This window comes from Imhoffiella purpurea, assembly GCF_000585215.1.
GTDB classification, from domain to species: domain Bacteria; phylum Pseudomonadota; class Gammaproteobacteria; order Chromatiales; family Chromatiaceae; genus Imhoffiella; species Imhoffiella purpurea.
In genome coordinates this window covers 48151-67314 of record NZ_AONC01000062.1, presented here as the reverse complement: position 1 = coordinate 67314, position 19164 = coordinate 48151, and the positions used below count along the sequence as shown (strand labels likewise).

At 63.8% G+C, this 19164-nt stretch carries 32 protein-coding genes and 1 tRNA gene; 30 read left to right on the top strand and 3 right to left on the bottom strand.

Features of this window, described 5'->3' with window-relative positions; all coding sequences use genetic code 11:
• The 30 genes from rplC to D779_RS17635 all read left to right on the top strand — a co-directional run.
• Positions 1–514, top strand: a 514-nt coding sequence (gene rplC / locus D779_RS17775) for a 50S ribosomal protein L3 (protein WP_043756663.1), incomplete at its 5' end; no start/stop codon positions are given.
• A 6-nt stretch (positions 515–520) separates the two neighbouring features.
• A complete protein-coding gene (gene rplD / locus D779_RS17770) occupies positions 521–1132 on the top strand; it encodes a 50S ribosomal protein L4 (protein ID WP_043756661.1) in 612 nt (203 codons plus the stop codon).
• Positions 1129–1425 (top strand): 50S ribosomal protein L23, encoded by a 297-nt coding sequence (gene rplW / locus D779_RS17765; protein ID WP_043756659.1) that lies wholly within the window; start codon positions 1129–1131, stop codon positions 1423–1425. Before rplD ends, rplW begins: the two co-directional genes overlap by 4 nt.
• Positions 1426–1457: 32 nt before the next feature.
• Positions 1458–2285 carry a 50S ribosomal protein L2 gene (rplB, locus tag D779_RS17760; RefSeq protein WP_043756658.1) on the top strand — a complete coding sequence of 276 codons (828 nt, stop codon included), beginning with the start codon at positions 1458–1460 and terminating at the stop codon, positions 2283–2285.
• Between the two features lie 19 nt (positions 2286–2304).
• Entirely contained in the window at positions 2305–2583 is a 279-nt protein-coding gene (gene rpsS, locus D779_RS17755) for a 30S ribosomal protein S19 (protein WP_043756657.1), read from the top strand.
• 13 nt (positions 2584–2596) lie between these two features.
• On the top strand, positions 2597–2929 hold the full coding sequence (rplV, locus tag D779_RS17750) for a 50S ribosomal protein L22 (protein ID WP_043756655.1): 333 nt from the start codon (positions 2597–2599) through the stop codon (positions 2927–2929).
• A gap of 19 nt (positions 2930–2948) precedes the next feature.
• Positions 2949–3626 carry a 30S ribosomal protein S3 gene (gene rpsC / locus D779_RS17745; protein WP_043756654.1) on the top strand — a complete coding sequence of 226 codons (678 nt, stop codon included), beginning with the start codon at positions 2949–2951 and terminating at the stop codon, positions 3624–3626.
• A 3-nt stretch (positions 3627–3629) separates the two neighbouring features.
• Positions 3630–4043, top strand: a complete 414-nt coding sequence (gene rplP / locus D779_RS17740) for a 50S ribosomal protein L16 (RefSeq protein ID WP_043756653.1) — start codon at positions 3630–3632, stop codon at positions 4041–4043.
• Positions 4043–4243 (top strand): 50S ribosomal protein L29, encoded by a 201-nt coding sequence (gene rpmC / locus D779_RS17735; RefSeq protein WP_043756651.1) that lies wholly within the window; start codon positions 4043–4045, stop codon positions 4241–4243. Before rplP ends, rpmC begins: the two co-directional genes overlap by 1 nt.
• Complete coding sequence (gene rpsQ / locus D779_RS17730) at positions 4240–4500, top strand: 30S ribosomal protein S17 (protein WP_043756650.1); 261 nt, start codon at positions 4240–4242, stop codon at positions 4498–4500. The genes rpmC and rpsQ overlap by 4 nt, the downstream gene beginning before the upstream one ends.
• 105 nt (positions 4501–4605) lie before the next feature.
• Positions 4606–4974: a 50S ribosomal protein L14 gene (rplN, locus tag D779_RS17725; protein ID WP_007040461.1), complete on the top strand. Its 369-nt coding sequence runs from the start codon at positions 4606–4608 to the stop codon at positions 4972–4974.
• A gap of 13 nt (positions 4975–4987) precedes the next feature.
• The gene (rplX, locus tag D779_RS17720; RefSeq protein WP_043756647.1) at positions 4988–5305 is read left to right on the top strand and encodes a 50S ribosomal protein L24; all 318 of its coding nucleotides are present in this window, start codon (positions 4988–4990) and stop codon (positions 5303–5305) included.
• Between the two features lie 14 nt (positions 5306–5319).
• A complete protein-coding gene (rplE, locus tag D779_RS17715; RefSeq protein ID WP_043756645.1) occupies positions 5320–5859 on the top strand; it encodes a 50S ribosomal protein L5 in 540 nt (179 codons plus the stop codon).
• A gap of 23 nt (positions 5860–5882) precedes the next feature.
• Entirely contained in the window at positions 5883–6188 is a 306-nt protein-coding gene (rpsN, locus tag D779_RS17710; RefSeq protein ID WP_043756643.1) for a 30S ribosomal protein S14, read from the top strand.
• A gap of 221 nt (positions 6189–6409) precedes the next feature.
• Positions 6410–6805 (top strand): 30S ribosomal protein S8, encoded by a 396-nt coding sequence (rpsH, locus tag D779_RS17705; protein WP_043756642.1) that lies wholly within the window; start codon positions 6410–6412, stop codon positions 6803–6805.
• 11 nt (positions 6806–6816) lie between these two features.
• Positions 6817–7350, top strand: coding sequence for a 50S ribosomal protein L6 (gene rplF / locus D779_RS17700; protein ID WP_043756639.1), 534 nt, complete (start codon positions 6817–6819; stop codon positions 7348–7350).
• A 12-nt stretch (positions 7351–7362) separates the two neighbouring features.
• The gene (gene rplR / locus D779_RS17695) at positions 7363–7719 is read left to right on the top strand and encodes a 50S ribosomal protein L18 (RefSeq protein ID WP_043756637.1); all 357 of its coding nucleotides are present in this window, start codon (positions 7363–7365) and stop codon (positions 7717–7719) included.
• A 10-nt stretch (positions 7720–7729) separates the two neighbouring features.
• Complete coding sequence (rpsE, locus tag D779_RS17690; protein WP_043756635.1) at positions 7730–8236, top strand: 30S ribosomal protein S5; 507 nt, start codon at positions 7730–7732, stop codon at positions 8234–8236.
• Between the two features lie 3 nt (positions 8237–8239).
• A complete protein-coding gene (gene rpmD / locus D779_RS17685) occupies positions 8240–8428 on the top strand; it encodes a 50S ribosomal protein L30 (protein WP_043756633.1) in 189 nt (62 codons plus the stop codon).
• A gap of 5 nt (positions 8429–8433) precedes the next feature.
• Entirely contained in the window at positions 8434–8868 is a 435-nt protein-coding gene (gene rplO / locus D779_RS17680; protein ID WP_043756631.1) for a 50S ribosomal protein L15, read from the top strand.
• A gap of 18 nt (positions 8869–8886) precedes the next feature.
• Positions 8887–10239, top strand: coding sequence for a preprotein translocase subunit SecY (secY, locus tag D779_RS17675; protein WP_043756629.1), 1353 nt, complete (start codon positions 8887–8889; stop codon positions 10237–10239).
• Positions 10240–10284: 45 nt separating this feature from the next.
• Entirely contained in the window at positions 10285–10398 is a 114-nt protein-coding gene (rpmJ, locus tag D779_RS21860; RefSeq protein WP_081763579.1) for a 50S ribosomal protein L36, read from the top strand.
• A gap of 85 nt (positions 10399–10483) precedes the next feature.
• Complete coding sequence (rpsM, locus tag D779_RS17670) at positions 10484–10840, top strand: 30S ribosomal protein S13 (RefSeq protein ID WP_043756627.1); 357 nt, start codon at positions 10484–10486, stop codon at positions 10838–10840.
• Positions 10841–10876: 36 nt separating this feature from the next.
• Positions 10877–11266 carry a 30S ribosomal protein S11 gene (rpsK, locus tag D779_RS17665; protein ID WP_043756625.1) on the top strand — a complete coding sequence of 130 codons (390 nt, stop codon included), beginning with the start codon at positions 10877–10879 and terminating at the stop codon, positions 11264–11266.
• Between the two features lie 26 nt (positions 11267–11292).
• Positions 11293–11913 (top strand): 30S ribosomal protein S4, encoded by a 621-nt coding sequence (rpsD, locus tag D779_RS17660; RefSeq protein ID WP_043756623.1) that lies wholly within the window; start codon positions 11293–11295, stop codon positions 11911–11913.
• A 23-nt stretch (positions 11914–11936) separates the two neighbouring features.
• Positions 11937–12947 carry a DNA-directed RNA polymerase subunit alpha gene (locus tag D779_RS17655; RefSeq protein WP_043756621.1) on the top strand — a complete coding sequence of 337 codons (1011 nt, stop codon included), beginning with the start codon at positions 11937–11939 and terminating at the stop codon, positions 12945–12947.
• Positions 12948–13025: 78 nt separating this feature from the next.
• The gene (gene rplQ, locus D779_RS17650) at positions 13026–13418 is read left to right on the top strand and encodes a 50S ribosomal protein L17 (protein ID WP_043756618.1); all 393 of its coding nucleotides are present in this window, start codon (positions 13026–13028) and stop codon (positions 13416–13418) included.
• Between the two features lie 186 nt (positions 13419–13604).
• Positions 13605–14357 (top strand): SAM hydrolase/SAM-dependent halogenase family protein, encoded by a 753-nt coding sequence (locus tag D779_RS17645; protein ID WP_043756615.1) that lies wholly within the window; start codon positions 13605–13607, stop codon positions 14355–14357.
• Between the two features lie 34 nt (positions 14358–14391).
• Positions 14392–15357 (top strand): zinc metalloprotease HtpX, encoded by a 966-nt coding sequence (locus D779_RS17640; RefSeq protein ID WP_043756613.1) that lies wholly within the window; start codon positions 14392–14394, stop codon positions 15355–15357.
• A 163-nt stretch (positions 15358–15520) separates the two neighbouring features.
• Positions 15521–16243, top strand: coding sequence for a tellurite resistance TerB family protein (locus tag D779_RS17635; protein WP_232424235.1), 723 nt, complete (start codon positions 15521–15523; stop codon positions 16241–16243).
• A gap of 63 nt (positions 16244–16306) precedes the next feature.
• Here D779_RS17635 and D779_RS17630 read toward each other — a convergent pair whose 3' ends face one another.
• From D779_RS17630 to thiO, 3 genes are all read right to left on the bottom strand, one after another.
• Entirely contained in the window at positions 16307–17668 is a 1362-nt protein-coding gene (locus D779_RS17630; protein ID WP_043756609.1) for a DEAD/DEAH box helicase, read from the bottom strand.
• Between the two features lie 210 nt (positions 17669–17878).
• A tRNA-Thr gene (locus D779_RS17625) sits at positions 17879–17954 on the bottom strand.
• Positions 17955–18038: 84 nt separating this feature from the next.
• On the bottom strand, positions 18039–19133 hold the full coding sequence (gene thiO, locus D779_RS17620) for a glycine oxidase ThiO (RefSeq protein ID WP_043756608.1): 1095 nt from the start codon (positions 19131–19133) through the stop codon (positions 18039–18041).
• Positions 19134–19164: the final 31 nt, after the last annotated feature.

Genomic DNA, 19164 nt, shown 5'->3' with positions numbered 1-19164 from the left:
CAGCGCCATCCAGGTCGCCTATGGCGAGCGCCGTGCCTCGCGCGTCACCAAGCCGATGGCGGGCCATTACGCCAAGGCCGGCGTCGAGGCTGGCGAGGTGCTGAAGGAATTCCGTCTCGAGGGCGGTGAAGGTGCCGATCTGCAGGTCGGGCAGGAGATCTCGGTCTCCATCTTCGAGGCCGGTCAGAAGGTCGACGTGCGCGGTGTGACCAAGGGGCGCGGCTTTGCCGGCGCCATCCGTCGTCATCACTTCGCCGGGCAGGACCGGACCCATGGCAACTCGCTGTCGCACCGCGCGCCGGGTTCCATCGGTCAGAACCAGACCCCGGGTCGTGTCTGGAAGGGCAAGAAGATGGCTGGTCACCTGGGTGCGGCCAATCGTTGTCAGCAGAACCTCGAGGTAGTGCGGGTCGATACCGACCGTAACCTGCTGCTGGTCCGTGGCGGTGTGCCGGGACCGACCGGCGGGCGATTGATCGTGCTGCCGTCCGTGAAGCAAAAGAACAAGGGCTAAGCACTCATGGAACTCGCCATTCGAAACCACACTGGTTCGTCCAGTGTGCAGGTTTCAGACGCCGTGTTCGGCGTCGAATACAAACCGGGTCTGGTTCACCAGGTGGTGGTCGCCTATCTGGCGGGCGCGCGCTCCGGCACCAAGGCTCAGAAGAACCGTTCGGCCGTCTCGGGTGGCGGTGCCAAGCCGTGGCGTCAGAAGGGAACGGGCCGGGCCCGTTCCGGTACGTCGCGTAGCCCCATCTGGCGCTCCGGTGGTGTCACCTTCGCGGCCCAGCCGCGCGATTTCGCCCAGAAGGTGAACCGCAAGATGTATCGTGGTGCCGTGCGCTCGATTCTGTCCGAGCTGGTGCGTGCCGAGCGTCTGGTGGTCGCGCCCGAGCTGAGCCTCGAGACCCACAAGACCAAGGAGCTGCTCGCCCTGCTGAAGACCTACGAGGTCAAGGACGTGCTCATCCTGACCGACGGCTTCGACGACAAGGTCTTCCTGGCGGCGCGCAATCTGCCCCACGTCGACGTGCTGTCGGCACAGGAAGTGGACCCCGTGAGCATGATGGCCTTCGATCATGTGCTTGCCACCGAGGCGGCCATCAAGAAACTCGAGGAGCGCCTGGCATGAACAATGAGCGTCTGATGAAGGTGCTGCTGGCGCCGATTGTCTCCGAGAAGACCTCGCGTATGGCCGAGATGGCCGGGCAGGTCGGCTTCCGCGTCGTCGGAGACGCGACCAAGCAGGAGGTTGCCAAGGCCGTCGAGATGTTGTTCGAGGTGCAGGTCGACAGCGTCCGCATCCTCAACGTCAAGGGCAAGCAAAAGCGCTTCGGGCAGCGCCTGGGCAAGCGGCAGGACTGGCGCAAGGCGTACGTTCGCCTCAAGGCCGGTCAAGATATCGACTTCGGCGGCGGCGCTTGAGCGCGGCGGCGGACAGCAACGGATAGACCAAGATGCCAATCGTAAAGACCAAACCGACGTCTGCCGGGCGCCGCTTCGTCGTCAAGGTGCAGACACCGGACCTGCACAAGGGGGCTCCCCATGCGCCCTTGCTGGAGAAGAAAAGCAAGAAGGGCGGTCGCAACAACCAGGGCCGCATCTCCGTGCGTCACCAGGGCGGCGGCCACAAGCAGCGCTATCGCGTCATCGACTTCAAGCGCAACAAAGAGGGCGTTCCGGCGACCGTCGAGCGTCTGGAGTACGATCCGAATCGCTCCGCGCACATCGCCCTGCTCAAGTACGCCGACGGCGAGCGCGCCTACATCATCGCCCCGAAGGGGCTGCAGGCGGGCGACAGCGTGCAGGCTGGCGAGGCTGCCCCGATCGCGGTCGGCAATTGCCTGCCGTTGCGCAACATCCCGGTCGGTACCCAGGTGCACTGCATCGAGATGCGTCCCGGCAAGGGGGCTCAGATGGCCCGTTCCGCCGGCGCCACGGCCCAGTTGGTCGCCCGCGATGCCGGTACCGCGACCCTGCGTCTGCGCTCCGGCGAGATGCGCAAGGTGCATGCCGAGTGCCGCGCCGTCATCGGCGAGGTCGGCAACGCCGAGCACAGCCTGCGCAAGCTGGGCAAGGCCGGCGCGAGCCGCTGGCGCGGCGTGCGTCCGACCGTTCGCGGTGTCGTCATGAACCCGGTCGATCACCCGCACGGTGGTGGCGAGGGTCGTACCTCCGGTGGCCGTCATCCGGTCACTCCCTGGGGCGTGCCGACCAAGGGTCATAAGACGCGCAGTAACAAGCGGACCGACAGCATGATCGTGCGTCGTCGCGGTCGCAAGTAAATAAGGCGAGGTTGAGCAAGTGCCACGTTCGATTCGAAAGGGACCCTTTGTGGACCACCACCTGGTCAAAAAGGTGGAAGAGGCGGTCGCCCAAAACAGCAAGCGCCCGATCAAGACCTGGTCGCGTCGGTCCATGGTCCTGCCTGAGATGGTGGGTCTGACCATTGCGGTCCACAACGGGCGTCAGCACGTGCCGGTGCTCGTCAACGAAAACATGATCGGCCACAAACTCGGCGAGTTCGCGCTGACCCGCACCTATCGCGGGCACGCCGCCGACAAGAAAGCCAAGAAGCGCTAGTCGGAGACAGCGGATGCAAGCCGTAGCAACACTCAAATACGCCCGCATCTCGGCCCAGAAGGCACGACTGGTGGCGGATCTGATTCGTGGCCGTCATGTCGAAGAGGCCCTGAATACACTCGCGTTCAGCACCAAGAAGGGCGCCGGGCTCATCAAGCAGGTCCTGGAATCCGCCATTGCCAATGCCGAGCACAACGAAGGTGCGGATATCGACGAGCTCAAGGTCGCGGCCATTCAGGTCAACGAAGGCCCGACCATGAAGCGAATCCATGCGCGTGCCAAGGGCCGCGCCAACCGCATCATGAAGCGCACCAGTCACATTACGCTGACTGTGGCCGAAGGCTAAGGTAGCCCAGGAGACCAGTATGGGACAGAAAGTACATCCGAATGGTATCCGGCTTGGCATCGTCAAGGATTGGACGTCCAAGTGGTATGCCAATTCGAAAGATTATGCGGATCTGCTCAACACCGATCTCATGGTGCGCGACTTCCTGCGCAAGGAGCTCGCCAAGGCGTCCGTGAGCCGCATCCAGATCGATCGTCCGGCCAAGAATGCCCACATCACCATCCATACCGCCCGTCCGGGCGTGGTGATCGGCAAGAAGGGCGAGGACATCGACAAGCTGCGGGCCAAGGTGTCCGCGATGATGGGTATCCCGGTGCACATCAGCATCGAGGAGATCCGCAAGCCGGAACTGGACGCGCAGCTCGTCGCCGAGGGCATCGCCCAGCAGCTCGAGCGCCGTATCATGTTCCGCCGCGCCATGAAGCGCGCCATCCAGAACACCATGCGTCTGGGTGCCGAGGGCATCAAGGTGAGCGTCGCCGGACGTCTGAACGGCGCGGAGATCGCGCGCAGCGAATGGGCGCGTGACGGTCGCGTACCTCTGCATACCCTGCGTGCCGATATCGACTACGGCTTCGCCGAGGCACGGACCACCTATGGTGTGCTGGGCGTCAAGGTCTGGATCTTCAAAGGCGAGGTTTTCGGCGAGCAGCTTCCCGAAGAACCGGCGCCTAAAGCGGCCGGAAAGAAGGGTTAAGACATGCTGCAACCGAAACGCACCAAGTTCCGAAAGCAACACAAGGGACGCAATCGCGGTCTGGCCCAGAGCGGCAACCGCGTGAGCTTCGGCGAGTTCGGCCTCAAGGCCACCGGGCGCGGCCGTATCACGGCGCGCCAGATCGAGGCGGCCCGTCGTGCCATTACCCGCAGCGTCAAGCGTGGCGGCAAGCTGTGGATTCGCGTCTTCCCCGACAAGCCCATCTCCAAGAAGCCTCTCGAGGTGCGCATGGGTAAGGGCAAGGGCAACGTCGAATACTGGGTCGCCCTCATCCAGCCGGGCCGCATGCTCTACGAGATCGAAGGTGTCAGCGAGGAGCTGGCCCGCGAGGCCTTCAAGCTGGCTGCGGCCAAGCTGCCGGTGCAGACCACCTTTGAAAAGCGGACGATTCTCTGATGAAGGCGAACGAGATTAGAAACAGCAGTGTCGATGATCTGCAGAAGCAGCTGATGGATCTGCTTCGCGAGCAGTTCAATCTGCGCATGCAACGGGGCACGGGGCAGCTGTCCAAGCCCTCGCAGATGAAGGCCGTGCGCCGGGACATCGCCCGGATCAAGACGGTCATGGCTGAAAAGACGGCGGGCGGTAAATCATGAGCGACGAGAACAACACCAACCGGACACTGGAAGGGCGTGTCGTCAGCGCCGCCATGGACAAGACGGTGACCGTGCTCATCGAGCGTCGCGTCAAGCATCCGCTCTATGGCAAGTTCCTGCGTCGGTCGACCAAGATCCATGCGCACGACGAGTCCAACGCGTGTGGTGCGGGCGATCTCGTCCGGGTCGAGCAGTGCCGTCCTCTGTCCAAGACGAAGACCTGGCGTCTGCTCGAGGTCCTCGAGAAGGCACGCTGAGGCGCCTAGGCGTCGTGTGCCTCTGGCACCCGCCCGGCCTCGCGGCCACTCGCAGAGCAACCGGAATCAACACCCGGATCAGCAACAAGCTTTAGGTACAAGACAATGATTCAGATGCAGACGAATCTCAGCGTCGCCGACAACAGCGGCGCCAAGAGCGTGATGTGCATCAAGGTGCTCGGCGGGTCGCATCGGCGCTACGCGGGCATCGGCGATGTCATCAAGGTCTCCGTCAAGGACGCCATCCCGCGCGGTAAGGTCAAGAAGGGCGACGTCTACAACGCGGTCGTGGTTCGCACCCGCAAGGGCGTGCGCCGTCCGGACGGTTCCTTGATTCGTTTCGACGGCAATGCCGCCGTCTTGCTGAACAACCAGCTTCAGCCGATTGGCACCCGTATCTTCGGGCCCGTGACCCGCGAACTGCGCGGCGAGCGTTTCATGAAGATCATTTCGCTGGCGCCGGAAGTGCTGTAAGGGAGTCGACGTCATGCAGAAGATCAAAAAGGGCGACGACGTCATCGTCATCGCCGGCAAAGACAAGGGCAAGCGTGGTACCGTACTGCGCGTCGTCGACGAGGGCAAGGTCGTCGTCGAGAACATCAATATCGCTCGCAAGCACCAGAAGGCCAACCCGCAGGTCGGGGAGCCGGGTGGAATCGTCGATCGCGCGATGCCGATCCATGTCTCCAATGTGGCGCTCTACAACCCTCAGAAGGGGGCGGGCGATCGAGTTGGCTTCAAGACCTTGGAAGACGGCCGCAAGGTTCGCGTGTTCAAATCGAACGGCGAAGTCGTCGACGTCTGACCGAAGGAAGCGAAATGTCCAGATTACAGACTGAATACAAAGAGCGCATCGTCGGTCAGCTCAAGGACCGCTTCGGCTACAAGAGCGTCATGCAGGTGCCGAAGATCGAGAAGATCACGCTCAACATGGGCGTCGGCGAGGCTGTCGCCGACAAGAAGGTGATGGATAATGCGGTCGCCGACATGCGCGCGATCGCCGGCCAGCAGCCGATCGTCACCTACGCCCGCAAATCCGTCGCCGGCTTCAAGATCCGCGAAGGCTGGCCGATCGGCTGCAAGGTGACCCTGCGTCGCGAGCGCATGTACGAGTTCCTCGATCGCCTGATCAGCGTCTCGATCCCGCGTATCCGCGACTTCCGTGGTCTGAGCCCCAAGGCGTTCGACGGTCGCGGCAACTATTCGATGGGCGTGCGCGAGCAGATCATGTTCCCCGAGATCGATTACGACAAGATCGACGCCCTGCGTGGACTGGATATCACCATCACCACCTCGGCGCGGACGGATGAGGAAGGTCGGGCACTGCTCGAGGCCTTCAACTTCCCGTTCCGTACCTGATTCAACGGAACCGAGACAGCATAATGGCGAAGAAAAGCATGATTGCGCGCGATCGCAAGCGCACCGAGACCGCGGCCCGCTTCAGCGCCAAGCGCGAGGCACTCAAGGCCGTGATCAACGATCGCAGCGCCTCTCCCGAGCAGATCGACGAGGCGGTGCAGAAGCTGGCGAAGCTCCCGCGCGATGCGAGCCCGAGCCGTCAGCAGCGCCGCTGCCGCGTCAGTGGCCGCCCGCACGCCGTCTATCGCAAATTCGGTCTGTCGCGCAACAAGCTGCGCGAGGCCGTGATGCGTGGGGACGTCCCCGGCGTCGTCAAGGCGAGCTGGTAGAGAGCTTTCAGCTACCAGCCGCCAGCTCCCAGCTGAAGGGATGCTGCGTTGGATAGGGGTGTCTCAGGGCAGACCCTAGTCCAGCGATTCTGATAAGCAAAGTCGTCAGGGCAGTCAGTGTCATTGGTCCTCGGGACCGATATCGACAACTGATCTGTGGCGACTGTCAACCGAAAACCGGGTATCGCGTCGCAAAGACGGACTGACCCAGGAGAAGCACAATGAGTATGTCTGATCCGATTGCGGATATGCTGACACGCATCCGCAACGGCCAGCAGCGCGGCAAGATCACCATCGTGATGCCGTCCTCCAAGCAGAAGGTCGCCATCGCGAACCTGCTCAAGGACGAAGGCTATGTCGCCGACGCCACGGTCGAGGCCAACGGCGGCAAGCCCGAACTGGTCATCAAGCTGAAGTACTATCGCGGCAAGCCCGTCATCGAGCTGCTGAAGCGCGTCTCGCGTCCCGGCCTGCGCATCTACCGCAATAAGAACGAGCTGCCCAAGGTCTGGGCCGGGCTCGGCATTGCGATCGTCTCCACCTCGAAAGGTCTGATGACCGACCGCGCGGCCCGTCAAGCAGGGCACGGCGGCGAGATCATCGCCTACGTCGCGTAAGGGAGGCGAAGATGTCAAGAGTTGCAAAGGCGCCGATCGCTCTGCCGAAGGGCGTCACCGTCGATATCGCCGGTCAGGACGTCAAGGTCAAGGGCCCCAAGGGCACCCTGGATTGGACCGTCCATTCGACCGTCGCCGTGTGCCAGGACGAGGGTGCGATCAAGGTCGCCCCGGCCGAGGGCTGCAAGGACGCCTGGGCCATGGCCGGCACCACTCGCGCGCTGCTCAACAACATGGTCGTGGGCTGCGGCACCGGCTTCACCCGCAAGCTGACCCTGGTCGGCGTCGGGTACCGTGCGCAGGCCAAGGGCAACGTGCTCAACCTGAATTTGGGCTTCTCCCATCCGATCGACTATTCGGTGCCACAGGGCATCACGATCGAGACCCCGAGCCAGACCGAGATCGTCGTCTCCGGCGCCGACAAGCAGCAGGTCGGTCAGGTCGCCGCGGAGATCCGGGGGTTCCGTCCGCCGGAGCCTTACAAGGGCAAGGGTGTTCGTTACGCGGACGAGAACGTCCTGCGTAAGGAAGCCAAGAAGAAATAAGGGGTCTCAGCAATGGATAAGAAACAGGCTCGCCTGCGCCGCGCTACGCGCGCACGCGCCAAGATCCGGGAGCTCGGCGTCTACCGCCTGTGCGTCTATCGCACGCCCCGGCACACCTATGCCCAGGTCATCGCCCCGACGGGCGACAAGGTCGTGGCCAGCGCCTCGACCCTGGAGAAAGATCTGCGTCAGGCGATCGAGGGCAACAAGGCCAACGTTTCCGCGGCTGCCGTCGTCGGCAAGGCGATCGCCGAGCGCGCGCTGGCCGCGGGTGTGGATTCCGTGGCGTTCGATCGCTCCGGTTTCCGTTATCACGGGCGCGTCAAGGCTCTGGCCGATGCGGCGCGTGAAAGCGGACTGAAATTCTAAGGGGGCGATCATGGCGAACTTCAATCCAAAAGCGGAAGGCGACGAGCTTCTCGAAAAGCTGGTCCAGGTCAATCGCGTCGCCAAGGTGGTCAAGGGCGGTCGTCAGTTCGGCTTCGCGGCCCTGACGGTCGTCGGCGACGGCAAGGGCCGGGTCGGATTCGGTCGCGGCAAGGCACGCGAGGTGCCGATCGCGATCCAGAAGGCGATGGAAAGCGCGCGCAAGAACATGATCGAGGTCAAGCTGAACGGCGCGACCCTGCAGTATCCGCTGCAGGGCCGTCACGGCGCGGCCAAGGTCTTCATGCAGCCGGCCTCCGAAGGTACCGGAATCATCGCGGGCGGCGCCATGCGTGCCGTGTTCGAGGTTCTGGGCGTGCAGAACGTGCTGGCCAAGTGCATCGGTACCAACAACCCGATCAACGTCGTGCGCGCGACCGTCAACGGTCTGCGGGCGATGAACGATCCTGAGACCATTGCGGCCAAGCGCGGCAAGACGGTCGACGAGATTCTGGGGTAACCAATGTCCGACAAGAAGATGATGAAGGTGAAGCTGGTGCGCAGCACCAACGGTCGCCTCGAAAAGCATCAGGCTTGCGTGCGTGGTCTCGGTCTGCGCCGGATGCACCAGGTGGTCGAGGTCGAGGATACGCCCTGTACGCGCGGCATGGTCAATGCCGTCTCCTACATGGTCAAGGTCGTGGAGGACTGACGACGATGAGACTCAATGATCTTCATCCGGACGCGGGCAGCCGTCCCTCGGCCAAGCGTGTCGGGCGCGGTATCGGCAGCGGTCTGGGCAAAACCTGCGGACGTGGCCACAAGGGGCAGAAGTCGCGTAAGGGCGGTTTCCACAAGGTCGGTTTCGAAGGCGGTCAGATGCCGCTGCAGCGCCGTCTGCCGAAGGTCGGCTTCCGTTCGCGCAAGGCGCTGGTGCGTGCCGAGGTGCGTCTCGGCGAGCTGAACGCGGTCGAGGGCGACGTCGTCGATCTCGCGAGCCTGAAGGCGGCGGGGATTCTGGGGCATGCCATCAAGACGGCCAAGATCATCGCCTCCGGCGAGGTGACCCGTGCCGTGACGGTTCGCGGTCTCGGTGTGACCAAGGGTGCCCGCTCCGCGATCGAATCGGCCGGCGGCACGATCGAAGACTAATCAAAAGGCGCGAATCGGATGGCTAAAAACGTCGGATCCATGGGGAAAGCGCTCGGCGGGATGGGGCAGCTGACGGAGTTGCGGCAGCGCTTGCTGTTCCTGCTCGGGGCCTTGCTGGTCTACCGGATCGGAACCTTCGTCCCGGTCCCCGGGGTGAATCCGGAGGCGTTGGCCATCCTGTTCGATCAGAACCAGGGCTCCATCCTCGACATGTTCAACATGTTCTCGGGTGGCGCTCTGGAGCGCGCGAGTCTGTTCGCCCTCGGCGTCATGCCCTATATCTCGGCCTCGATCATCGTTCAGTTGATGACCTCCGTGGTGCCTCAGCTGGAACAGCTGAAGAAGGAAGGCGAGTCCGGGCGGCGCAAGATCACCCAGTACACCCGCTACGGAACCCTGTTCCTGGCGACCTTCCAGGCGATCGGTATCTCGATGGCCCTGCAGGGTCAAACGGCCGGAGGGACGGCGCTGGTATCTCATGGCGGCCTGGGTTTCGTCTTCACCGCGGCCGTGTCGCTGGTGACCGGGACCATGTTCCTCATGTGGCTGGGCGAGCAGATCACCGAGCGCGGGATCGGCAACGGTATCTCGATGATCATCTTCTCGGGTATCGTCGCCGGGCTTCCGGCCGCATTGGGCGGAACCCTGGAGCTGGCGCGGACCGGCGAGATGAACTCGCTCGCGGTATTGGCGCTCTTCGCCATGGCCCTGGCGGTGACGGCCTTCGTCGTCTTCGTCGAGCGCGGTCAGCGCCGGATCACGGTGAATTACGCCCGTCGCCAGCAGGGGCGGCGGATGATGCAGGCCCAGAGCACGCATCTTCCGCTGAAGCTCAACATGGCCGGCGTCATTCCGCCGATCTTCGCGTCGAGCATCATTCTGTTCCCGGGCACGCTCGGTCAGTGGTTCGGCAGCAGCGAGGATTTCCGCTGGATCGCCGACATCACCTCCAAGCTGTCGCCGGGAGAACCGATCTACGTGATCTTCTATTCGGCCGCGATCATCTTCTTCTGCTTTTTCTACACCGCGCTGGTGTTCAATGCGAAGGAGACGGCCGATAACCTCAAGCGTTCCGGTGCCTTCATCCCGGGCATCCGTCCGGGCGAGCAGACGGCACGCTACATCGATGGGGTCATGACCCGCCTGACGGCGGCTGGCGCCATCTACATCACGGCGGTATGCCTGCTGCCGGAATTCTTGATCGTCGGTTACAACGTGCCTTTCTACTTCGGGGGCACCTCGCTGTTGATCGTGGTCGTCGTGGTCATGGACTTCATGGCGCAGGTTCAGGCCCATTTGATGTCGCATCAATACGAAGGCCTGATGAAAAAGGCCAACCTGAAGTCGCCGGGCGCCGGCATGTTGCGCTAGGCCCGTTTTGAAGCGCCGGGGCGCTCGAGTCTTAAGGAGACAACAATGAAAGTGCGTGCATCAGTCAAAAAATTGTGCAGAAACTGCAGAATCATTCGTCGTAACGGGGCAGTACGGGTCATCTGTACCGATCCTCGCCACAAGCAGCGCCAGGGTTGAGTCTTCCTTTGGTTGACCTTTGGCAGCTGTTTGATATACTACGCGGTTTACCCGCTGAGCATTTAGGACAAAGGGGTTCGTAACTATGGCCCGTATCGCCGGCGTCAATATCCCGGATAAGAAACACGCCGTGATCGCGTTGACCGCGATCTATGGCATTGGTCGCACCCGTGCGGGTCTGATTTGCGATGCGGCGGGTATTCCGCGCGACACGAAAGTTCAGGCCCTGACGGAAGAAGAGGTCGACAAGCTTCGTAACGAAGTCGCCAAGTACGCGGTCGAAGGCGACCTGCGTCGCGAGGTGTCGATGAACATCAAGCGCTTGATGGATCTCGGCTGCTATCGCGGTATCCGTCATCGTCGCGGTCTGCCGCTGCGCGGTCAGCGGACCCGCACCAATGCCCGGACCCGCAAGGGGCCGCGCCGTCCGATCAAGCGCTGAGCGTGCATGTGCAGCAGATGACCTGGATTACCTCGAATGGCTAAACCGATTCGCAACACGAAAAAGAAAGTCAAGAAGCAGGTGGCTGACGGCGTCGCGCACGTCCACGCCTCCTTCAACAACACCATCATCACCATCACCGACCGCCAGGGCAACGCCCTTGCCTGGGCGACCTCGGGTGGTTCCGGTTTCCGCGGCTCGCGCAAGAGCACGCCCTTCGCCGCGCAGGTCGCCGCGGACAAGGCCGGCCAGATCGCCAAGGAATACGGGCTGCGTAACCTGGATGTCAACGTCAAGGGTCCGGGGCCGGGTCGCGAGTCCGCCGTGCGCGCACTCAACAACGCCGGATTCAAGATCACCAGCATCACCGACGTGACGCCGATCCCCCATAACGGCTGCCGTCCGCCCAAGAAGCGGCGCGTCTGACGTCTGACAGTTCAACAGGAAGAGACATGGCACGTTACACAGGCCCAACCTGCAAGCTGGCACGGCGCGAAGGGACCGATCTTTCGCTCAAGAGTCGTGCGCGCGCAATCGATACCAAATGCAATCTGGAGAAGCAGCCCGGTCAGACGACCGACCGTCGTCGCCGGCTCTCCGACTACGGCGTTCAGCTGCGCGAGAAGCAAAAGGTTCGCCGCATCTACGGCGTTCTCGAGAAGCAGTTCCGCAACTATTACAAGAAGGCCGCTCAGGGCAAGGGCGCAACGGGCGAGAACCTGCTGCAGCTCCTCGAGCGCCGTCTCGACAACGTCGTCTTCCGGATGGGCTTCGGCGCCACCCGTGCCGAGGCGCGCCAGCTGGTGAGCCACAAGGGCATCCTGGTCAACGGTCGCATCGTCAACATCCCCTCGTATCAGGTCACCGCAGAGGACCAGGTCGAGGTGCGCGAGGCCGCCAAGAAGCAGGTTCGCGTGCAGAACGCGCTGGCCCTGGCCGAGCAGTACGGCTTCCCGGATTGGGTCGAGGTCGATAGCAAGGGCCTGAAGGGCGTGTTCAAGCGCATCCCCGATCGTTCCGATCTTCCAGCAGACATCAACGAGTCGCTGATCGTCGAGCTGTACTCCAAGTAAGGGAGCTTCCTGAGAGGCACAGAATGACTGACGCTATTGGCGAATTTCTAAAACCGCGCATCGTAAAGGTCGAGCTGGTCAACGACAGCTCGAGTCATGCCAAAGTCTCGCTGGAGCCACTCGAGCGCGGTTTCGGGCACACGCTTGGGAACGCGCTCCGGCGGATTTTGCTGTCTTCGATGGATGGTTGCGCCGTAACGGAAGTCGAGATTCAGGGCGTTCTCCACGAGTACACCACCCTCGAGGGTGTGCAGGAAGACGTGCTTGAGATTCTCCTGAATCTCAAGCAGCTGGCGATTTCGCTGAAGGGCAAGGACGAGGCTACCTTCACGCTGAGCAAGAGCGGTCCGGGTCCGGTGACGGCGGCCGACATCGACATCGATCATTCGGCCGAGATCGCCAACCCGGAGTTGGTGATCGCGAACCTGACCGAAGGCGAGCTGAGCATGACGCTCACGGTTCGTCGCGGCCGCGGCTACGAGCCGGCGACCCAGCGCGAGCTCGAGTCCGGCGACGACCGCCCGATCGGCAAGCTGCCGATCGACGCCCTGTTCAGCCCGGTGCGCCGGGTCGCGATCGAGGTGCAGTCCGCGCGTGTCGAGCAGCGAACCGATCTCGACCGTCTGGTGATCGATCTGGAGACCAACGGCACCATCGATCCCAAGGAATCGATCCAGCGCGCGGCGACCATCCTGCGCGATCAGCTGTCGAGCTTCGTCGCCCTCGAGGGGACCGGCCCGGCCGAGAATCAGGTGCTCGAGACGCGCGACGAGTCGCCCTACGATCCGATCCTGCTGCGCCCGGTGGACGATCTCGAGTTGACCGTGCGTTCGGCCAACTGTCTGAAGGCCGAAAATATCTATCTGATCGGCGATTTGATCCAGCGGACAGAGGTCGAGCTGCTGAAGACTCCGAATCTCGGCAAGAAATCACTGACCGAGATCAAGGACGTGCTGGCGACGCGCGGTCTCTCGCTCGGCATGCGTCTGGAGAACTGGCCTCCGGAGAACATCGCCGAGCTCAGCATCCGATAACGGCCTGCGCGGACCAGGGTGTCCGCGGTCGTCGTCACAAGAATACGATCGATTTAACGAACATTCGGGATCAGGACCATGCGTCACCGCAAAGCCGGAAGGCAACTCAACCGTAACAGCTCGCATCGCGATGCCTTGTTCCGCAACATGACCTCTTCGCTGATTCGTCACGAGCTGATCAAGACCACATTGCCGAAGGCCAAGGAGCTGCGCCGCGTCGCCGAGCCGCTCATCACCCTGGCGAAGAGCGATTCCGTCCATGCCCGTCGTCTGGCGTTCGCCCGTCTGCGCGACAAGGATGCGGTCGGCAAGCTGTTCGTCGAGCTCGGCCCGCGCTATCAGAGCCGTCCCGGCGGCTATCTGCGCATCCTCAAGTGCGGCTATCGTGCCAGCGACGCGGCCCCCATGGCCTACGTCGAGTTGGTCGACCGTCCGGCCGTCCCGGACGCGGTCGAGGTCGATGAGGATTGAGATGACCCGCTGACGGTCGTCGAATAAAGAAACCGGGCACTGGCCCGGTTTTTTTATGTGTCGCACCTGGCTCTGGAGGTCCTCGGCATGGGGTTTGGCCGGCCCTGTCTGGATCTGAGTCGCCAACCGGCGTAATTTCCCTCGAGTCGTTCCTCCGTCTCTTCCATTCTGATGCGAGGTGCCCTCATGTGGGAACGTATCGAACGAATCCTGCTGGTGACCGATTTCGGTCCCGGGATCTATGTGGGCCAGATGCGGGCGCGTCTGGATGCGCTGGTACCCGATCTGCCCGTGATCGATCTGGTCCAGGACCTTCCGCTCTTCCGTCCCGATCTCGCCGGCTATCTGCTGCCGGGGCTGGTACGGGATCTGCCGCCCGCGAGTCTCTGTCTCTGCGTCGTCGATCCTGGGGTCGGGGGCGAGCGCGATCTGGTCGTGGCCCGGGTCGAGGGCAGCTGGTACCTCGCGCCCGATAACGGTCTCCTGGTGCCCTTGCTGAGGCGGGCGGCGGATGCCTCGCTATGGCGGATCGGCTGGCGGCCCGGGAGCATGTCCCCCAGCTTTCACGGCCGCGACTGGTTCGTGCCGGCCGCCGCGCGGATCGCGCACTCCGAGGATCTGGCTCTGTCACCGGTCGCGCTCGATGCCCTGGTGGCCGCGGACTCCCCACCGGATTGCTCCAAGGTTATCTATGTCGATCATTTCGGCAATCTGATGACGGGTTTGGAACTGCCTGGATCGACTCCATTACCCCTGTTGCAGGTCGGGGAGCGGCGTCTGCCGTTCGCGAGGACCTTCTGCGAGGTGGAGTCCGGACAGCCCTTCTGGTACGAGAATGCGCTCGGTTTGGTGGAGATCGCGGTCAATCAGGGGCGTGCGGATCAGCTGCTCGGTTTGCGTGCGGGCGACGCCTTAGGTCCCTTCGTCGATCGGGTCTAGGGTTTGAGAAGTCTTCTTCGGAGGCGTCAGGGGTATGGATCGGGAGCGATTGTTCGAGCACAAGCTCCGCAACAATCTTCAAACATTGGGGCTGGTCGGTCTGCTGGCCGGTCTGGCCGCCTATCTCGCCTGGTTCGTCGGGGGCGAGACCTTCGTCTGGGCCGCCCTGTTCGGCGTGCTGGCGCTCTATCTGCTTCATCCGGCCGGCTCTCCGCGCTGGGTGCTCTCCATGTATCGGGCGCGTCCCATCCGTCCGGAGGATGCGCCCGTGCTCCATGCCGTTCTGGGCGAGCTCGCCAGACGTGCCGAGCTGCCCTATGTGCCGCCACTCTATTATCTCCCGTCCAGGGTGATGAACGCCTTCGCCACCGGGCAGCGCGACGAGGCCCTGATCGCGGTGTCGGACGGGCTGCTGAGGCGTCTCGACCGGCGCGAGATCGCGGGGGTTCTCGCCCATGAACTCAGCCATATCGTCAATGGCGATATCCGGGTCATGGCGCTCGCCGATCTGGTGAGCCGTATCACGAGTGTTCTGAGCTTTACCGGACAGCTGCTGCTGGTGCTCGCGATTCCGCTGATGCTCATGGGTGTCGAGGGACCGCCCTGGATTCCGATCCTGATTCTGATCGCGGCACCCACGCTCAGCGCCCTCATTCAGCTCGCCCTGTCGCGCAACCGCGAATTCGAGGCGGACCGCAGCGCGGCCGAATTGACCGGCGACCCCGAGGGTCTGGCCTCGGCGCTGCTGAAGCTGGAGCGCTACCAGGGGCCTCTGTGGGAGCAGCTGGTGATGCCCGGACGCCGGGTGCCGGACCCCTCGCTGCTGCGGACCCATCCGCCGACCGAGGAGCGTGTCCGGCGTCTGATGGAGCTGACGCCTCGGCGGGGGTATGCTGCCTTCCCGGATTCGCTCATGCTCGGCGAGCTCGATCCCCTGGCCGGGTTCGGCCGGCTGCATCGGGCCCGTCCGCGCTGGCATGTGTCGGGACTCTGGTATTGAGGCGTGCATCGCGACAGGTCGCGGATCGACCGATCCGGCCGCCGCGCTGCGATCATGGTGCTTGGATGAACATGAGGCTCGGGAATTAGACGTCATGGCCAATTTCAGCGATCTGCTCGGAACTCTTCTTCAAACCAATCTGGCCCCGTCGGCCGGTTCACGAATGACTTCGGCGCTCGAGGATCTTCAGTCCACCCTCGCGTCCGGGGCGTCGGGTCAGTCGGCGGGTGGCGATATGCTCGGCAGTCTGCTCGGCGCGGCCAGGGAGATGGTCGGTGGGGCGAGCCAGAATCCGCTTCAGGCCGGCGGTCTGGGCGCCGCGCTCGGCTCGGTGCTCGGCGGGGGCGGGGATTCGGTCAGGGGTGCGCTGGCCGGCGGTGCATTGGCGATGCTCGCCAGCGTGGCCATGAAGGCGTTGAGCAACTCGGGTCAGCCCGGGGAGGCGGAGGGGATTGCCGCCGCGCCGGTGCGGCCCGTGCCCTCATCCTCGGTTCCCGAGCCGGTCGCTCCGCTCGCCGCGGGCTCCGCGGCGGACGACCGCAAGGCCGAGCTCATCATCAAGGGGATGATCAACATCGCCAAGTCGGATGGTCAGGTGGATATGCAAGAGATCCAGCGGATCGCCGGCAAGGCCGAGACGGTCGGGATGGGGCCGGAGGATCAGGCGTGGCTGATGGAAGAGCTGCACCGGCCGCTCGATCTCGACGCCTTCGTGGCCGAGATCCCGAATCCCGAATGGGCCGCCGAGATCTATGCCGCCTCGCTGCTCGCGGTCGAGATCGATACCCAGGCCGAGCGCGACTATCTGGTTCGGTTCGCGGCCAAGACGCATCTCCATCCGCTGGTCGTGCAGCACATCCATCAATCGCTGGGCGTTGCCCTGTAAGGATGGCTGCTCCGGGCCGGTGTCGTCCGGCCCGATTCGCTGGCAGCGCCGGGGTGCGCTCGTCTATTCGCTCGTCGGCTTGCGTTTGGCGAGCGGTGCGTGACCGGCCTCGACGGCCGTTCCCGAGGGCTTGCGGCGCTTGCCGATGTTCTTGCGGTCGCGAAGCCGCTCCTTGGGCTTGGGGGCTGCCTTCTTGGTCGCGGCAGCCAGCTTCTTGCGGACGGCGGGTGAGGGCTTCTTGGATTTGCGGGCCTTGGAGGGGCCGGCGAAATTGGCCTTCAAGCCCTCGATCGTCCTTGGCTCGAGGCTGAGATTGAGATAGCGGACGATGCTCTCCATGCGGTTCCATTCGGGCGGGCTCACCAATGAGATGGCGATGCCGCATTCGCCCGCGCGTCCGGTGCGTCCGGTCCGGTGCAGATAGTCGTCTCCGCTGCGCGGCAGGTCGAAGTTGATGACCCGCTGGATTCCGGGAATATCCAGTCCGCGCGCGGCCAGGTCGGTGGCGATCAGGATCTTGACGCGGCCGCTGTGCACCAGGCCCATGATGCGGTTGCGCTCGCGCTGGTCCAGCTCGCCGTGGAGCGCGGCGACACGCAGCTGGCGGCCCATCATGACGTTGGTCAGGGCGACCGCGCCGTCGCGGGTATTGGTGAAGACCACGGCCTTGTCGAAGGTCTCGTGCTCGAGCAGCCAGGACAGCTGGTCCTGCTTCTGTCCGAGGTCGTCGCTCAGGATGAGCTGATGCGCGATGTCCGGATGCTGTTCCCGGACCGGGTTGATCACCAGGACCTCGGGTTCGCTGAGCATGGTGTCGGTCAATTTGCTCAGACCCTTGTGATGCAGGGTCGCCGAGAACAGCATGGACTGACGTTCCGGGTTGCAGCTGCGGATGATGGCGAGCACGTCCTCGGCGAATCCCATGTCCAGCATGCGGTCGGCCTCGTCAAGGATCAGGATCTCCAGATCGGTCAGATCCGCCTCGCCGCTTTCGAGGAACTCCAGCAGCCGGCCGGGCGTGGCCACCAGGATCTCCGGATTCTTGCGCAGCGACGCGATCTGATGTCCCTTGGATTCGCCGCCGGTGATGACCTCCGCCGCCAGTCGGGTATAGCTTCCGAGCCGCATGAAATGGCTGTGGATCTGTCTGGCCAGCTCCCGGGTGGGCACCAGGATCAGGGCGCGCGTGCCGCCATCGTTCACGGGCGTGTCGATGAACCGCTGCATGATCGGCAGCAGGAAGGCGGCCGTCTTGCCGGATCCGGTCGCGGCCGAGACCAGCAGGTCGGCACCGTCCATTGCCATTGGGACGACGCGGGCCTGCACTGGCGTCGGGGTTGCGTAGCCCTCGCTCTCCAGGCCGCGCATGAGCGCGTCGGGCAAGAGGAATTCGGCGAAGGTGGCTGAGGGTGCTTCGGCGTTCATGTGAGCGGCTTACCTCGGATGGCGGGACGCCTGTCGGACGGAGGCGATGATTGGGGCGCCAGCCTTGTCTCGGGCGGGCACCGTCGAATGAGAATCGGCGCGTTCCCACGGGCGTCGGTATCGAGAGCGGCTGCGCTCGATGGATGTGCGGCGAAGGCAGATGAAGACGGGGAGCGCCGCCGGTCCGTTGCGGGCCGGCGCGGAAAGCGATGGAGCCGATGAGCGGATTTGAACCGCTGACCCACGCATTACGAATGCGTTGCTCTACCAACTGAGCTACATCGGCATTGAGCAGATAATCTTAATCCAAGCGCTTGAGTCTATCAACCGCAAATGATCCATTCTTGGTGCCCCCAGCATTGTGCCTTGCTCAGGGGCGGGTGGCGTCCAGTGCATAGGGCTCGGGCGGCACTATGGGTTCCTGCTCGAACAGGAGATTGGCGAGCAGGCGTGCCGAGGCGGGGGCGGCGACCAGCCCGTTGCGGTAATGTCCGGCGTTGAAGTAGAGACCCTCGACGCCGGGATAGGGGCCGATGTAGGGAATGCCGCTGGGAGATCCGGGTCGCAGTCCGGCCCAGTGGTCCTCGATCGGGGTGCGCCTGAGGATGGGGAAGAGTTCGACCGCGGCGCGATAGAGTGCCTCCTTGGCCTCGGCGGTGGTGCTCTTGCTGAATCCGGTCTGTTCCAAGGTGCTGCCGAAGAGGACGCGGCCATCCCGTCGCGGGATGGCGTAGTTTTCCCGATGCAGGCTGATGTGGTTGATCTGGCCCGGTCGACCGTAGAAGAGCAGCATCTGGCCGCGAACCGGCCGGATCTCCGGGGCCGTGCCCAACTGCTCCAGCAGCTTGGCGGTCCAGGCGCCGGCGCAGATGACGATCCTATGGGCGGGGATATCTCCTCGCGGGGTTCGCACCCCGACCGCTCGGCCGTTTTCGATCAGCAGTTCGAGCACCTCTTCGCGCTCGCGCAGCGCGATGCGCCGCTCCAGCGAGCGGCGTACCGCCTTGGCGAGCCGAGGCGGGCGGATTTGGGCGACATCGGGAAGCAGCAGCGCCGGATCCCGGGTCGGTTCCAGTTGCGGCTCGCGCTCGTGCAGGATCGCGCCTTCGATCGTCTGTACCTCGACGTCGAGGCGTTCGGCCCAGCGCTGCGCGGTGGACAATTCCGCCGCCGGCATGTCGAGCATGAGCATGCCGTTGACGCTGTATTCGGGATCGATGCCTGTCTCGTCGTACAGAGAGGTGGTCAGGTTCGGGTAGGCGCGCTGGCTCCAGCGGACCAACTCGGACACGGAGTCGGCATAACGCCAGGGGTAGAGCGGCGAGACGATCCCGCCCCCCGCCCAGGAGGACTCGCGCCCGGTCTGGCCCATCTCGACCAGCGTGACGCTGGCGCCGGCGTCGGCGATCTCGCGCGCGGTCAGCAGGCCGATGATGCCGCCACCGATGACCAGCACGTCTGTCATGCGCTCGCTCCTCACGTCTGTGATCGTTCGC

Coding starts and splice junctions, on each gene's coding strand:
- rpsC (WP_043756654.1), top strand. CDS start 2,949: ATGGGACAGAAAGTACATCCGAATGGTATCCGGCTTGGCATCGTCAAG.
- rpsH (WP_043756642.1), top strand. CDS start 6,410: ATGAGTATGTCTGATCCGATTGCGGATATGCTGACACGCATCCGCAAC.
- D779_RS17630 (WP_043756609.1), bottom strand. CDS start 17,668: ATGAACGCCGAAGCACCCTCAGCCACCTTCGCCGAATTCCTCTTGCCC.
- rplE (WP_043756645.1), top strand. CDS start 5,320: ATGTCCAGATTACAGACTGAATACAAAGAGCGCATCGTCGGTCAGCTC.
- rpsD (WP_043756623.1), top strand. CDS start 11,293: ATGGCACGTTACACAGGCCCAACCTGCAAGCTGGCACGGCGCGAAGGG.
- D779_RS17655 (WP_043756621.1), top strand. CDS start 11,937: ATGACTGACGCTATTGGCGAATTTCTAAAACCGCGCATCGTAAAGGTC.
- rpmD (WP_043756633.1), top strand. CDS start 8,240: ATGTCCGACAAGAAGATGATGAAGGTGAAGCTGGTGCGCAGCACCAAC.
- rpsK (WP_043756625.1), top strand. CDS start 10,877: ATGGCTAAACCGATTCGCAACACGAAAAAGAAAGTCAAGAAGCAGGTG.
- rplN (WP_007040461.1), top strand. CDS start 4,606: ATGATTCAGATGCAGACGAATCTCAGCGTCGCCGACAACAGCGGCGCC.
- rplQ (WP_043756618.1), top strand. CDS start 13,026: ATGCGTCACCGCAAAGCCGGAAGGCAACTCAACCGTAACAGCTCGCAT.
- rpmJ (WP_081763579.1), top strand. CDS start 10,285: ATGAAAGTGCGTGCATCAGTCAAAAAATTGTGCAGAAACTGCAGAATC.
- rpsE (WP_043756635.1), top strand. CDS start 7,730: ATGGCGAACTTCAATCCAAAAGCGGAAGGCGACGAGCTTCTCGAAAAG.
- rpmC (WP_043756651.1), top strand. CDS start 4,043: ATGAAGGCGAACGAGATTAGAAACAGCAGTGTCGATGATCTGCAGAAG.
- rpsN (WP_043756643.1), top strand. CDS start 5,883: ATGGCGAAGAAAAGCATGATTGCGCGCGATCGCAAGCGCACCGAGACC.
- rplF (WP_043756639.1), top strand. CDS start 6,817: ATGTCAAGAGTTGCAAAGGCGCCGATCGCTCTGCCGAAGGGCGTCACC.
- rplD (WP_043756661.1), top strand. CDS start 521: ATGGAACTCGCCATTCGAAACCACACTGGTTCGTCCAGTGTGCAGGTT.
- rplB (WP_043756658.1), top strand. CDS start 1,458: ATGCCAATCGTAAAGACCAAACCGACGTCTGCCGGGCGCCGCTTCGTC.
- secY (WP_043756629.1), top strand. CDS start 8,887: ATGGCTAAAAACGTCGGATCCATGGGGAAAGCGCTCGGCGGGATGGGG.
- rpsM (WP_043756627.1), top strand. CDS start 10,484: ATGGCCCGTATCGCCGGCGTCAATATCCCGGATAAGAAACACGCCGTG.
- rplW (WP_043756659.1), top strand. CDS start 1,129: ATGAACAATGAGCGTCTGATGAAGGTGCTGCTGGCGCCGATTGTCTCC.
- rplX (WP_043756647.1), top strand. CDS start 4,988: ATGCAGAAGATCAAAAAGGGCGACGACGTCATCGTCATCGCCGGCAAA.
- rplP (WP_043756653.1), top strand. CDS start 3,630: ATGCTGCAACCGAAACGCACCAAGTTCCGAAAGCAACACAAGGGACGC.
- D779_RS17640 (WP_043756613.1), top strand. CDS start 14,392: ATGGATCGGGAGCGATTGTTCGAGCACAAGCTCCGCAACAATCTTCAA.
- D779_RS17645 (WP_043756615.1), top strand. CDS start 13,605: ATGTGGGAACGTATCGAACGAATCCTGCTGGTGACCGATTTCGGTCCC.
- rplO (WP_043756631.1), top strand. CDS start 8,434: ATGAGACTCAATGATCTTCATCCGGACGCGGGCAGCCGTCCCTCGGCC.
- rpsQ (WP_043756650.1), top strand. CDS start 4,240: ATGAGCGACGAGAACAACACCAACCGGACACTGGAAGGGCGTGTCGTC.
- rplV (WP_043756655.1), top strand. CDS start 2,597: ATGCAAGCCGTAGCAACACTCAAATACGCCCGCATCTCGGCCCAGAAG.
- rplR (WP_043756637.1), top strand. CDS start 7,363: ATGGATAAGAAACAGGCTCGCCTGCGCCGCGCTACGCGCGCACGCGCC.
- D779_RS17635 (WP_232424235.1), top strand. CDS start 15,521: ATGACTTCGGCGCTCGAGGATCTTCAGTCCACCCTCGCGTCCGGGGCG.
- thiO (WP_043756608.1), bottom strand. CDS start 19,133: ATGACAGACGTGCTGGTCATCGGTGGCGGCATCATCGGCCTGCTGACC.